The sequence below is a fragment of the Pandoraea communis genome, from assembly GCF_902459745.1.
GTDB classification, from domain to species: domain Bacteria; phylum Pseudomonadota; class Gammaproteobacteria; order Burkholderiales; family Burkholderiaceae; genus Pandoraea; species Pandoraea communis.
The window spans coordinates 280,991-294,287 of sequence record NZ_CABPSJ010000003.1 but is presented as its reverse complement, the minus strand read 5'-3'; the positions used below and the strand labels follow the sequence as shown (position 1 = coordinate 294,287).

The following is a 13,297-nucleotide window of genomic DNA, read 5'->3' as shown; positions in this document are numbered from 1 at the left end:
TCGCCCCGGCTTTCGAGAAGGTCGATGGGTTTAAGTGAAAACCGACGCATCGGCGAGACCCACCGATCCCGTGCTTTCCCACGGCGTTCGCCGATAAATCAACTCGGATATTAGACAATCCGCTCTCAGCAAGCCGCTCCGTGTATTTGGTGCGATGGATTCAACCGTCGGCCATCAGATCTTCGGCCCCAGCTCCGCCTCGCTCGCGCCGTCGGTCCCGAACACCAGCGCCTTGACGTGCAGCAATTGATCGCGCACCTTGGCAGCCTTCTCGAATTCCAGGTTCCGGGCGTGCTCCTGCATCTGCTTCTCGAGCTTCTTGATCTCGCGCGCCAGTTGCTTTTCCGACATGTCCTGGTAGTGCGCCTGCTCCTTGGCCTCGGCCAGCTCCGCCTTGGCATCCTGCGGATCGTAAACACCGTCGATGATGTCCTTGATGCGCTTCTTCACCCCCGTCGGCACGATGCCATTCGCCTCGTTGTGCGCCATCTGCTTGGCACGGCGACGCTCCGTCTCGCTGATCGCACGCTTCATCGAGTCGGTCATCTTGTCGCCGTACAGGATGGCCGTTCCATTGACGTTGCGCGCCGCACGCCCGATCGTCTGAATCAATGACCGCTCGGCGCGCAGAAAACCTTCCTTGTCCGCGTCGAGAATCGCCACGAGCGACACCTCCGGAATATCCAGCCCCTCGCGCAGCAAGTTGATCCCGACCAGTACGTCGAATGCGCCCAAGCGCAAATCGCGGATGATCTCTACGCGTTCGACGGTATCGATGTCGCTATGCAAATAACGGACCTTCACACCGTTATCGGACAGATACTCGGTGAGTTGCTCCGCCATGCGCTTCGTGAGCGTGGTGACGAGCACGCGCTCTCCCACCGCCACTCGCTTGTTGATTTCCGTGAGGACGTCGTCCACCTGCGTACGTGCCGGACGCACCATGATGATCGGATCGATCAGCCCGGTCGGACGCACCACCTGCTCCACCACCTGGCCCGTGCGCTTGGCCTCGTAATCTGCCGGGGTTGCGGAGACGAAGATCGCCTGACGCATCTTGCGTTCGTACTCGGCAAATTTGAGCGGGCGGTTGTCCAGCGCCGACGGCAGACGAAAGCCGTAGTTGACGAGATTTTCCTTGCGCGCCCGGTCGCCGTTGTACATGCCGTTGAACTGCCCGATGAGGACGTGCGACTCGTCGAGAAACATCAGCGCGTCGGGCGGCAAATAGTCCACAAGCGTCGGCGGTGGCTCGCCCGGCGCGGCGCCGGACAAATGCCGCGAATAGTTCTCGATGCCCTTGCAGAAACCCAGCTCCTGCAACATCTCCAGATCGAACCGGGTGCGTTGCTCCAGCCGCTGCGCCTCGACCAGCTTGCTTTCCTTGTAAAAGAAATCGAGCCGGTCGCGCAATTCGGCCTTGATCGTCTCGATGGCGCGCAGCACCGTATCTCGCGGGGTCACGTAGTGTGAGGACGGATACACCGTGAATCGTGGCACTTTCTGCCGCACGCGCCCGGTGAGCGGGTCGAAGAGTTGCAGCGTGTCGACTTCGTCGTCGAACAGCTCGACGCGCAACGCCAGTTCGGCGTGCTCCGCCGGAAAGATATCAATGGTGTCGCCGCGCACACGGAACGTACCCCGTCCGAAGTCCGTTTCGTTGCGCGTGTATTGCATGGCGATCAGTCGCGCGATGACGTCGCGCTGGCCCATCTTGTCGCCCTGACGCACCGTCAAAATCATCTGGTGGTATTCGGTCGGATTCCCGATACCGTAGATGGCGGAGACGGTGGCCACGATCACCACATCGCGGCGCTCGAGCAGACTCTTCGTCGCCGAAAGACGCATCTGCTCGATGTGTTCGTTGACGGACGAATCCTTCTCGATGAAGAGATCGCGCTGCGGCACATACGCTTCCGGCTGGTAATAGTCGTAGTACGAGACGAAATACTCCACCGCATTTCGCGGGAAGAATTCTCGGAACTCCGAGTAAAGCTGGGCGGCAAGCGTCTTGTTAGGCGCAAACACGATGGCCGGGCGGCCAAGCCGTGCGATCACGTTCGCCATCGTGAACGTCTTGCCCGAACCGGTCACGCCGAGCAACGTCTGGAACGCGAGCCCGTCCTCCACGCCTTCGGTCAACTGCGCAATGGCCGCGGGCTGATCGCCGGCGGCCGGGAACGGGCAATAGAGTTGGTAGGGAGAATCCGGGAACGTCAGGAACTTGCTTTCGTCGAGGTCGTGTTCAGCCGCAGGGGTCATGGCGGGGGTGCGAGCATGAGAGACGTAATTTGGCATTCTAGCGCGTCGGACGATTCCCTGAGTTCGATGGGTGACAACGGGGTCATCGGCAGCACACTCGGCAACCTGCGGCGAAGTCGCACGGTTCACCTTGCTCAGACTTCGTCAAATTCTGGCAATCCGTGGCAGTTTTCGTGTCGAAATCGCATGAATTCACGCTTTGCGAAGCGGCGTTTACCACAAGCGCAGGCAATCTTCGCTAAAATACCCCGTTGGGCCGATCCCGCGTAAGTGGCGGCCGACCCGCTGCATTTTCCTTCTACCTGCCTCGAGCCGTCGAAATGACTCTCTTCTCCGCTGTCGAACTCGCCCCGCGCGACCCCATCCTTGGCCTGAACGAAGCCTACAACGCCGATCACCGTACCGAAAAAGTGAATCTGGGTGTGGGCGTGTATTTCAATGCGGAAGGCAAGCTGCCCCTGCTCAAGGCCGTGAAAGCAGCGGAAGAACAACGCGTCGCCGCGGGTCTGCCGCGCGGCTATCTGCCGATCGAAGGCATTGCCGCGTACGACAAGGCCGTGCAGGAAATGCTGTTCGGCAAGGATTCCCCCGTGCTGGCCGAAGGCCGCGTGATCACCGCCCAGGCACTGGGCGGCACGGGCGCCCTCAAGATTGGCGCCGACTTCCTCAAGCAACTTAACCCGAACGCCACCGTCGCCATCAGCGACCCGAGCTGGGAAAACCACCGTGCCCTGTTCACGCAAGCCGGCTTCAACGTCGTCTCGTACCCGTATTACGATGCCGAATCGCACGGCGTGAACCTGCCGGGCATGCTCGACATGCTCGGCAAGGAACCGGAAGGCACCATCGTCGTGCTGCACGCTTGCTGCCACAACCCGACGGGCGTTGACCTGACGATGGACCAGTGGGCGCAGGTGGTGGAAGTCGTGAAGGCCCGCAAGCTGGTGCCGTTCCTTGACATCGCCTACCAGGGCTTCGGCGACGGCATCGACGCCGACGCCGCCGTGGTGCGCCTGTTCGCAGCCGCCGGCCTGAACTTCTTCGTGTCCAGCTCGTTCTCCAAGTCGTTCTCGCTGTATGGCGAACGTGTCGGCGCCCTGTCCATCGTGACGGGCAGCAAGGACGAATCGACCCGCGTGCTCTCGCAACTCAAGCGCGTGATCCGCACCAACTACTCGAACCCGCCGACGCACGGCGGCTCGGTCGTCGCCGCCGTGCTGGGCAACCCCGAACTGCGCGCCATGTGGGAAGAGGAACTGGCCGAAATGCGCGAGCGCATCCGCGCCATGCGTCTGACACTGGTCGAGAAGCTGCGCGCCCATGGCGTGCAACGCGATTTCTCGTTCGTGATCAAGCAACGCGGCATGTTCTCTTACTCAGGCCTCACCGCCGATCAGGTCGAGCGTCTTCGTGAAGAGTTCGGCATCTATGCCGTGAGCACGGGCCGTATCTGCGTGGCCGCGCTCAACGACAAGAACATCGACGTCGTCGCTTCGGCCATCGCCAAAGTGCTGCGCTGATCGCCGCTGGCGTCATCGATGAAAAGCCCGCCCCATCCGGCGGGCTTTTTTTGCTCCTCGTTTGTTGCACCGCAGCAACGATAGTTAATAACAATCGGCGGAATAAGCTAAAACTATAGCGATGATGCGGAAATGCCATATATCAGGGTTATGCTGCGTTGCACCGCCGCGATAAACGGTTGCATAATTCCCTACATCATCCGCCCCAGGGCACATAACATGCTGTATCAGATTCATGAGTACAACCGCGCGTGGCTGAATCCCCTCACGACGTGGGCTAAGGCGGCTGCGACGACTTTCGTCAACCCGGGCAGCCTGCTTGCCATGATGCCGGGCGCACCCCGCATCGCCGCCGGATACGAATTGCTGTATCGGCTCGGCAAGGACTACGAAAAACCCGAATTCAATATCAAGGCAGTCGAAGTCGACGGTCATAACATCCCCGTCGTGGAAATGACGGCGATGGAGAAACCGTTCTGCCGCTTGCTGCGATTCAAGCGATACGCGGACGACGCGAGCGCCGTGGGGCAACTCAAGGACGATCCGGTCGTGCTGGTGGTGGCTCCGCTGTCGGGGCACCACGCCACGCTGTTGCGCGACACCGTCACGACGCTGCTCAAGGACCACAAGGTCTATATCACCGACTGGGTCGATGCACGCATGGTGCCGCTTGAAGACGGCGAGTTCCATCTGGACGACTACGTCGCGTACATCCAGGATTTCATTCGCCACATCGGCGCGGAAAATCTGCACGTCATTTCGGTGTGCCAGCCCACCGTGCCGGTGCTTGGCGCCATCTCGCTCATGGCCTCGAACGGCGAAAAGACGCCCAAGACCATGACGATGATGGGTGGCCCGATCGATGCGCGCAAGAGCCCGACGTCGGTCAACTCGCTCGCGACGAACAAGTCCTACGAGTGGTTCGAGAATCATGTGATCCATCCGGTGCCGGCCAACTATCCGGGTTCGGGCCGATTGGTCTATCCGGGGTTCCTGCAGCACGCCGGGTTCGTCGCCATGAATCCGGATCGCCATGTGAAGTCGCACTGGGACTTCTATCTCGACCTGATGCGTGGCGACAACGACGATGCCGACTCGCATCGCCGGTTCTACGACGAGTACAACGCCGTGCTCGACATGGCGGCCGAGTACTACCTCGACACGATCAAGACCGTGTTCCAGGACTTCAGCCTCGCGCGTGGCACGTGGGATGTGGCAGGCCAGCGTGTCCGTCCGCAGGACATCAAGACGACTGCGCTCTTCACCATCGAGGGCGAGCTGGACGACATCTCGGGCAGCGGTCAGACGCAGGCGGCACACGAGCTGTGCACCGGCATCCCGGTCAAGCGCCGGGCGCATTTCACCGCGCCGTCGTGCGGCCATTACGGGATCTTCTCCGGCAGCCGCTGGCGCAACGTGATCTATCCGCAGATTCGCGACTTCATCGCGAAGCACGCCTGAACGGCATTCGTTTTTTTCGACTGCCATACCAAAACCGCCGCGTGGGCTCAGGCCCACGCGGCGGTTTTGTTTTTGACTGGCAGCGCAGCTAATGCAGACCGCGGCGCTCAGATCATCGCATTCGTAGCGAATCCAGCAGCATTTGTGTATTGAACGCGGAGTGCGTCTTGCGCGAATCGGCGGCCATCATGTCGCGCCCCATCACGATCGAGAGCGTATGACGGTTCGACATCACGTAATAGCCCATGGCCGAGATCGTCACGTACAGATCCACAGGGTCCACGCCCAGGCGGATTTCGCCACTGGCCTCACCTCGCTTGAGCGTCTGTGTGAGCAACTCGATAATCGGCGAGACCTGCTGACGAATCTCCGTCGACTGACGCATCGACTTCGCTTCGTGCAGATTCTCGTTGTTGATGAGCTGAATCAGTTCCGGATGATCGGTGTAATAGTCCCACACGAAGTGAGCCAGTTCGGCCACGGCGTCGAGCGGGGCAAGCACGTCGAGCTTCAGCGCGTGCTCCGCACGGTTAAATTCACCGTAGACCTCTTCGAGCACGGCCAGATAGAGCTGGTCCTTGTTGCCGAAGTAGTAATACAGCATGCGCTCATTGATATCCGCTCGGCGCGCGATGCTGTCCACGCGCGCACCGCTCGAACCACGTTCGGCAAACTCCTCGATCGCAGCGGCAAGAATGCGCTGTCGGGTGCGTTCGGGGTCCCGTTTGATCTTGGTTTCTGGTGTCGTCATGATCGGACGGTCGTTCTCAACCGGCGGAATTATGGCACAACGGTTTCAGTGTTTCTGCAAAATGCAGGATAATTCGACTTTCCGCCGAATCCCCCACTAAAGACGTGTCCGAAGTCAGCGCGCTCGCGCAGCGCATCGATGCCCTATTGCCCCAGACGCAGTGCACCAAGTGCGGTTACGCAGGGTGCCGTCCGTATGCCGACGCCATCGCCAGCGGGCAAGCCAGCTATAACCAGTGCCCGCCGGGTGGCGCCGAGGGTGTGGCGCGTCTCGCCAGGCTGCTCGACCGCCCCGTGATTCCGCTCAATCCGGAGAATGGTGCAGAGCGTCCCCGTCCGCGCGCCATCATCGACGAGTCGCTGTGTATCGGCTGCACGCTCTGCATACAGGCCTGCCCTGTCGACGCCATCGTGGGTGCCGCCAAGTTGATGCATACGGTCATCGAAGACCGCTGCACGGGCTGCGACCTGTGTGTGCCGCCCTGCCCCGTCGACTGCATCGACATGGTGCCGGTCACCGGCGAGCGCACCGGTTGGCAGGCCTGGTCGCAGGCACAGGCCGACGAGGCCCGCTCGCATTTCGAGGCTCATCAGGCACGCCTCGAGAAGGAAAAGGCGCAACGTGAAGCGCGCCTGGCGGCGCGCGCGGCCCGCGTCGCACCGGGCGCGCCCGGTGCATCGCAAGCCACCGAGACACTGACGACGGCTTCGCCGGTTTCATCGGGTGGCACACAGACACCGGATTCGTCGCCGGCGCTGGACGAGGCGTCGACCGCCGCAGCCCGCAAGCAGGCCATCATTCAGGCCGCGTTGGCGCGCGCACGTCAGAAGAAAGCCACGTTGGCCGCCGAAGGGCTTGGCCCGAAAAATACGGAGAATGTCTCTGCTGCCGTGCAGGCGCAGATCGACGAGGCCGAAGCACGCCGCAAGCGGCTGGGTCTTGCGACCGACACTGACGCGCCTCCCCCGGATACCCCTGACACCTCGGGCAAGGCCTAGACGCGCGGCTGCACGCCCCGTCCTCCAACAACAAGACCGCCCCAACCCCTCGCGCCACCCGCCATGAACGACGCCAAACGCCGTGCCCTGTTCGAGACGCTGCAACAACTCAATCCGCATCCGACAACGGAGCTGGAGTACACGTCGCCGTTCGAATTGCTGATCGCCGTGCTGCTCTCGGCACAGGCGACCGACGTCTCCGTGAACAAAGCCACTCGCAAGCTTTACGCGGTGGCGAACACGCCGGCGAAGATGCTCGCGCTCGGCGAGGCGGGGGTGTCCGATTACATCAAGACGATCGGCCTGTACCGCACGAAGGCCAAGAACGTCATTGCGACGTGTCAGTTGCTGCTCGATCGGCACGGCGGTGAGGTGCCTCGCTCGCGTGAGGCCCTCGAAGCACTGCCGGGCGTCGGCCGGAAGACGGCGAACGTGGTGCTCAACACCGCGTTCGGCGAGGATACGATTGCCGTCGATACGCACATCTTCCGCGTGGCGAACCGAACGGGCCTCGCGCCCGGTAAGGACCCGCTGGCGGTGGAACTGGCGCTCGAACGCGTCACCCCGCGCGAATTCAAACACGACGCGCATCACTGGCTCATCCTGCACGGCCGCTATGTGTGCAAGGCGCGCAAGCCCGAGTGCTGGCATTGCGCCATCGAACCGCTGTGCGACTTCCGGCCCAAAACGCCCGCACCGAAGGCCTGATCCGCCCCCTCCCCAGACAAACGCAAACACCTTGAACGACAACGGGCGGTCCCGGCATCGGGACCGCCCGTCTTATTTGGCGCGCCGTAATAACATCCTCGGCGCGTCGCGTGTCCGGCTTAAATGATGCGGGCCGCCTCGTCGAACGACAGACGCGGATTGCGCGGGAACAGCTTGTCGTGATCGCCGTACCCCAGATTACAGATGAAGTTGACACGCCAGTCAGTGCCGGCGAAGAACGTGTCGTTGACCTTCTGTGCGTCGAAACCGGCCATCGGGCCGCAATCGAGGCCCAGCGCGCGGGCGGCAAGAATGAAGTAACCGCCTTGCAGCGAGCTGTTCATATGTGCAGCGCCAGCGGCCTTCGCAGCATCGCCCGAGAACATCGGCACCATCTTCTCGGCCCCATTCGGGAACAGCTTGGGCAGATGTTCGTAGAACTTCAGGTCGAATGCGACAATGGCCGTCACGGGCGCCGTGCGGGTCTTGTCGACGTTACCCGGCGCCATGCATTCGAGCAGCTTGGCCTTCGCTTCTGCACTCTTCACGAAGACGATGCGCGCGGGCGTGGTGTTGGCCGACGTCGGGCCCCATTTCATGAGGTCGTACAGCTCGTGCAACGTTTCGTCGCTGACGGGCTTGTCGAGCCACACATTGTGCGTGCGGGCATGGGTGAATAGTTGGGCGATAGCTTCTTTGGCAATACTGCTCATGACGATAGACCTCGGCAGATGAATGGCGAACGATGCGCGATTGTACCGTCGCCATGCAACACGCGCTGACGCGATAAAAATCCCCGCGAGTTCAGGCGTTTGCAGACGCGCCGCGTGCCCCGCGCGCCGATAGCCAGACCACCCCGGCCAGAATCAGCACGCCGCCGGCAAGCTGCGGCGCAGTGAGCGTTTCACCCAGCAGCACGGCGGCGAGCAGCACCGTGACCACCGGCTCCAGCGTCGAGAGCATCGAGGCGCGCCCTGCCCCGAGACGCTGCAATCCGGCGAAGAACGTCAGAATGGCAATGACCGTCGAACACACCGCGATGGCAACGAGCGCCGCCCAGCCCCCGGACCCGGCCGGCCACCGCAACGGCAACCCCTGCGACATACGCACTGCGGCCATCGCACCGAAGGAGATGGTTGCCGCCAGACAGACGAGCGCGGCGGTGGCACGGGCATCGACGCCCTTCGTCAGCCTCGCCCCCACCACGATATAGCCCGAATAGATCAGTGCCGAGGCCACGGCCAGCACCATGCCAAGCGGCTGCCCGTGCCCGCCGCCAACCGTGAGCGCGGTGCCAAGCGAGCAGAGCACGAGTGCGCCCAGCTTCACGGGCGTCAGGCGCTCATGCAGAAAGATGGCCGCCAGTATTGTCACGAACACCGGGTAGAGATAAAGCAGTAGCGCGACCAGCGACGCCTGCGCGTACTGCAATGCCCCGAAGAAGCAAAGCGACTGGCCGACGTAGCCGATGCCGCCCATGAGCACAATGCCAAGCACACGGCGGCGCGACGGGAAGCGCACTCGCTGCAACCGGCACCAGACCAGCAGCAGGATGGCGGCCACGAAGAAGCGAAACAGCAGCATCGCGAAGATATCCGCACCAGAGGCCGTGGCCGCTCGCGCAAAGATGGCCATGGCGCCGAATGCGGATGCCGACACGGCAATCAATGCGACGCCGATCCAGGCCGAAGGCGGGGGCGCCGAGTGCATGATGGGGGTGTCGCCGGTGGCGGCCGGCACGCGGGGGCTTTGCGACATGATTGGGAAAATTGAGCGACAATACGGCCAGTTTTCATGCGATATCGGCGTGTTCCGCCACTACGGCTCGCCCGGCGCACTGCGGCCATCGATCCGCCATTGTAGTCATGGGATGGCGCGCCGCAAGATGCCTCACCCGAACCCCACGGAGTCCCCATGTTCAATCCGAGCCGCGACGAAGTCCGGCAATTCTTCTGCACCACCTGGCAAAAGCAGCGCAGCGGCAGCATCCTCACGCCGCTCGAGACGATTGCCGCCGACTGGATCCACGAACATCCCGAGTATCACGACGCCCTGTCCGACACCGAAGAAGCCAGCGCCCGCGATTACTCGCCCGAAGCCGGGCAGACCAACCCGTTCCTGCATCTGTCGATGCATCTGGCGATCAGCGAGCAGGTCTCCATCGATCAGCCGCCGGGCATTCGTGCCGCGTACGAAAAGCTGACCCAGCGCCTCGACTCGCCGCATGACGCACAGCACCGCATCATGGAATGCCTGGGGCAAACGCTCTGGGAGGCGCAACGCACCGGTCAGCCGCCGGACTCCGATGCCTATCTGCAGCGCATCGAGCAGCAAGCGTCGCGTTGAGCGAAGACAGGCACGAACCCGACCCGCAAGCGAAGACACCAAAGCAGACGACGGTTGCCCTTGGCGCAACCGTCGTTTTTTTATGCCGGTGCCGGACCGCTCACTTCTTCGTCACGAGATCGCCGGGCAGCGATTCGATATAGGCCGAAATATCCTTGAGTTCCTGCGAGGTGAACGGACGCGGCTTACCGTCCTTACCGAGCGTCGCGGGATTGGACATGACCTGCGTCTTCATGATCGCGTTACTGCGGCCAAATACCAGACTGGTTTCGTTCTGATAGGCACGCAGCGCGTTATACACGTAGTCCGCATATTGCCCCGCCAGCTTGGGATACTCCGGCGTGATCGGCGCGTTCAGATTGGCGCCGTGGCAGCTTACGCACATGCCTTTGTCGACAAGCGCTTTGCCGTTGGCGATATTGCCGGCGGCGTACGCCGGGCTGACGCCACCCGCGAGCATGGCGCCGAGCGCCAGGGATGCCGCAACGGCGGCCTTTACCATCGAATGCTTCATCGTGTTCTCCTCAGCCACGCACGTTTTACTTCTGGGGATTGACCGGCGTCGACGCCGATTGCGCCGCGTAGTACGCGGCAATGTCGACGATGTCCTGATCGGTCAACGTGGCTGCGATGCCATGCATCGTCTGGAACTTGCGGTCGCCCTTCGCGTACTCCTTCAGCGCGTTTTCGATGTACTTCGCATTCTGTCCGCCGATCCGGGGCACGTGATACACCTCGGGAAATGCGGTGCGATAGTCGGGAATGCCGTGGCAGCCGATACACATGGCCACCTTGTCCTTTGCCGCGTCCAGATTGGGCTTGAGTTCGGCCGCGTGAAGCGCGCCAAGCGACGTGAGCGACGTGCTGCCAAGCGCCAGCGCCATCATGGTGAGGAACTTTTTCATGGTCTTCTTGGGAACGTTTTTGGTTGGAATACCGGCCCGCAACACGCAGATCGACGTCCCGACTCCAAGGCCGCCGACCTGTGAAAAAAGCAATCGATTGTAACCCACACCTCCGCCCCCGGAAACTCGGGGCTGACCCGCACAGTTCTCCGAAGTTTTTCCGCAAGCCCTTGATGCAAAGACAGATTTTGACTGTCACGGCGAAGCTCATGCGCAATGTCTTATACTGAACTTTTTCCCTGCCCGGCCGGTTGGCCGGCTGTTTGCGGACGGCACAGACAATGCGCTTCGAAGGCTCTTCCCAGTACGTCGCCACCGACGACCTCAAGCTCGCCGTGAACGCGGCGGCCACGCTGCAACGACCACTGCTCATCAAGGGCGAACCCGGCACCGGCAAGACCATGCTCGCTGAGGAAGTCGCCGCCGCGCTCGATATGCCGTTGCTGCAATGGCATGTGAAGTCCACGACAAAAGCCCAGCAAGGGTTGTACGAGTACGACGCCGTCTCGCGTCTGCGCGATTCGCAACTGGGCGACGAGCGGGTGCGCGACATCGCGAACTACATCGTCAAGGGCGTGCTCTGGCAGGCCTTCGAGGCCGATCATCCCGTCGTGCTGCTCATCGACGAAATCGACAAGGCCGACATCGAGTTCCCCAACGACTTGCTGCGCGAACTCGACCGCATGGAGTTCTACGTCTACGAGACGCGCCAGCTCGTGAAAGCGCGCCACCGGCCGCTCGTCATCATCACGTCGAACAACGAGAAAGAACTGCCTGACGCCTTCCTGCGCCGCTGCTTCTTCCACTACATCAAATTCCCCGATCCCGCGACGATGCAGTCGATCATCGACGTGCATTTCCCGAACATTCGCCGCGAACTGGTGGGTGCCGCAATGGCGACGTTCTTCGAGGTGCGCGAGATTCCGGGGCTCAAGAAAAAGCCGTCGACGTCGGAGCTTATCGACTGGCTCAAGCTGTTGATGGCCGAGGAAATCGGCCCCGAAGCGTTGCGCAGCGCCGATAACAAGCTGGCGATCCCGCCGCTTGCAGGCGCCCTGGTCAAGAACGAACAGGACATGCATCTGTTCGAGCGCCTCGTCTTCATGAACCGCGCCAACCGGTAAGCGCGCCACCGTCATGCTGATCGACTTCTTCTACACCTTGCGCGCGGCGAAACTGCCGGTCTCGGTCAAGGAATACCTGACGTTGCTCGAAGCGCTGCACCGTCAGGTGATCGCGCCCTCGCTCGACGAGTTCTACTATCTGGCGCGCCTCTCGCTCATCAAGGACGAGAAGCACTACGACAAGTTCGATCAGGCGTTCGGTGCGTATTTCAAAGGCGTGCAGCAAATTGTCGACGCCTCGGGCGAGGTGCCGCTCGAGTGGCTCGAGAAGCGCATGCAGCGTGAGTTGTCCCCCGAAGACCGCGCGCGCATTCAGGCGCTGGGCGGGATCGACAAGCTCATGGAGCGGCTCAGGCAACTGTTCGACGAGCAGAAAGGCCGCCACGAAGGCGGGAACAAATGGATCGGCACGGGCGGCACGTCGCCATTCGGCAACGGCGGCTTCAATCCGGAAGGCATCCGCATCGGCGGCGAGAGCAACGGCAACCGCACGGCGGTGAAGGTGTGGGATCAACGCACCTATCGCGACTACGACGACACCGTCGAACTCGGCACCCGCAACATCAAAGTCGCGCTGCGGCGCCTGCGCAAGTTTGCGCGCGAGGGGGCGGTGCAGGAGCTGGATCTCGACGACACGATTCGCTCGACGGCGGCCAACGCCGGCTGGCTCGACCTGAAACTGGTGCCGGAGCGTCACAACAACGTGAAGGTGCTGATGCTGCTCGACGTCGGCGGCTCGATGGACGACCACATCGCACGTACCGAAGAGTTGTTTTCGGCGGCGAAATCCGAATTCAAGCATCTCGAGTTCTACTACTTCCACAACTGTGTCTACGACTATCTGTGGCGGCAGAATCGACGCCGTCACAACGAACGCTTCGAGACGTGGGACGTGCTGCGCAAGTACCCGGCCGACTACAAGCTGATCTTCGTGGGCGATGCCACGATGAGTCCGTACGAGGTGCTGCAACCGGGCGGCTCGGTCGAGTACAACAACAAGGAAGCCGGCGCCGTGTGGCTGCGCCGCTTCATCGACCGCTTCCCGCATCACGCATGGCTCAATCCGGAGCCCGAGCCGATATGGCAATATCGTCAGTCGATCTCGGTCATCCGGCAGCTCTTTGCAGGCCGCATGTATCCGATGACGCTGGCCGGGCTGGAATCGGCCATGCGCGTGCTGAGCAAGTGAGCCCGAACCCAAACCGCCCAACCTCATCACCGC

13 protein-coding genes are annotated in these 13,297 nt (G+C 62.0%); 7 read left to right on the top strand and 6 right to left on the bottom strand.

The genetic code is table 11. From position 1 onward, the window contains the following. Positions 1 to 174: 174 nt before the first annotated feature. Positions 175 to 2,262, bottom strand: coding sequence for an excinuclease ABC subunit UvrB (uvrB, locus tag PCO31110_RS12100; protein WP_010807467.1), 2,088 nt, complete (start codon positions 2,260 to 2,262; stop codon positions 175 to 177). A 320-nt stretch (positions 2,263 to 2,582) separates the two neighbouring features. Between uvrB and PCO31110_RS12095 the strand changes: the two genes are divergently transcribed. Both PCO31110_RS12095 and PCO31110_RS12090 read left to right on the top strand, forming a co-directional pair. Next, the gene (locus PCO31110_RS12095; protein ID WP_010807468.1) at positions 2,583 to 3,782 is read left to right on the top strand and encodes an amino acid aminotransferase; all 1,200 of its coding nucleotides are present in this window, start codon (positions 2,583 to 2,585) and stop codon (positions 3,780 to 3,782) included. 219 nt (positions 3,783 to 4,001) lie between these two features. Then, the gene (locus PCO31110_RS12090) at positions 4,002 to 5,243 is read left to right on the top strand and encodes a polyhydroxyalkanoate depolymerase (RefSeq protein ID WP_010807469.1); all 1,242 of its coding nucleotides are present in this window, start codon (positions 4,002 to 4,004) and stop codon (positions 5,241 to 5,243) included. 112 nt (positions 5,244 to 5,355) lie between these two features. On the opposite strand, the gene PCO31110_RS12085 is transcribed toward PCO31110_RS12090, so the two are convergent. Then, positions 5,356 to 5,994: a TetR family transcriptional regulator gene (locus PCO31110_RS12085; RefSeq protein WP_010807470.1), complete on the bottom strand. Its 639-nt coding sequence runs from the start codon at positions 5,992 to 5,994 to the stop codon at positions 5,356 to 5,358. Between the two features lie 104 nt (positions 5,995 to 6,098). Between PCO31110_RS12085 and rsxB the strand changes: the two genes are divergently transcribed. Together rsxB and nth are read left to right on the top strand one after the other, a co-directional pair. Beyond that, a complete protein-coding gene (gene rsxB / locus PCO31110_RS12080; RefSeq protein WP_150690538.1) occupies positions 6,099 to 6,992 on the top strand; it encodes an electron transport complex subunit RsxB in 894 nt (297 codons plus the stop codon). A 63-nt stretch (positions 6,993 to 7,055) separates the two neighbouring features. After that, positions 7,056 to 7,700 (top strand): endonuclease III, encoded by a 645-nt coding sequence (gene nth, locus PCO31110_RS12075; RefSeq protein WP_010807472.1) that lies wholly within the window; start codon positions 7,056 to 7,058, stop codon positions 7,698 to 7,700. Positions 7,701 to 7,819: 119 nt separating this feature from the next. Here the strand turns inward: nth and PCO31110_RS12070 are convergent, their stop codons facing one another. Continuing rightward, the gene (locus tag PCO31110_RS12070; RefSeq protein ID WP_010807473.1) at positions 7,820 to 8,413 is read right to left on the bottom strand and encodes a malonic semialdehyde reductase; all 594 of its coding nucleotides are present in this window, start codon (positions 8,411 to 8,413) and stop codon (positions 7,820 to 7,822) included. Between the two features lie 91 nt (positions 8,414 to 8,504). After that, positions 8,505 to 9,410 (bottom strand): DMT family transporter, encoded by a 906-nt coding sequence (locus tag PCO31110_RS12065; RefSeq protein ID WP_150690744.1) that lies wholly within the window; start codon positions 9,408 to 9,410, stop codon positions 8,505 to 8,507. Positions 9,411 to 9,614: 204 nt separating this feature from the next. Here PCO31110_RS12065 and PCO31110_RS12060 point away from each other — a divergent pair, with 204 nt between their 5' ends. Further along, the gene (locus tag PCO31110_RS12060; RefSeq protein ID WP_010807475.1) at positions 9,615 to 10,046 is read left to right on the top strand and encodes a DUF1841 family protein; all 432 of its coding nucleotides are present in this window, start codon (positions 9,615 to 9,617) and stop codon (positions 10,044 to 10,046) included. Positions 10,047 to 10,146: 100 nt separating this feature from the next. On the opposite strand, the gene PCO31110_RS12055 is transcribed toward PCO31110_RS12060, so the two are convergent. After that, complete coding sequence (locus tag PCO31110_RS12055; protein ID WP_246189822.1) at positions 10,147 to 10,560, bottom strand: c-type cytochrome; 414 nt, start codon at positions 10,558 to 10,560, stop codon at positions 10,147 to 10,149. A gap of 25 nt (positions 10,561 to 10,585) precedes the next feature. Then, positions 10,586 to 10,951, bottom strand: coding sequence for a c-type cytochrome (locus PCO31110_RS12050; RefSeq protein WP_010807477.1), 366 nt, complete (start codon positions 10,949 to 10,951; stop codon positions 10,586 to 10,588). A gap of 281 nt (positions 10,952 to 11,232) precedes the next feature. On the opposite strand from PCO31110_RS12050, the gene PCO31110_RS12045 reads away from it, so the two are divergent. Together PCO31110_RS12045 and PCO31110_RS12040 are read left to right on the top strand one after the other, a co-directional pair. Continuing rightward, complete coding sequence (locus PCO31110_RS12045) at positions 11,233 to 12,075, top strand: AAA family ATPase (protein ID WP_150619454.1); 843 nt, start codon at positions 11,233 to 11,235, stop codon at positions 12,073 to 12,075. A 13-nt stretch (positions 12,076 to 12,088) separates the two neighbouring features. After that, a complete protein-coding gene (locus PCO31110_RS12040) occupies positions 12,089 to 13,264 on the top strand; it encodes a vWA domain-containing protein (protein WP_010807479.1) in 1,176 nt (391 codons plus the stop codon). The last annotated feature ends 33 nt before the right edge of the window (positions 13,265 to 13,297 follow it).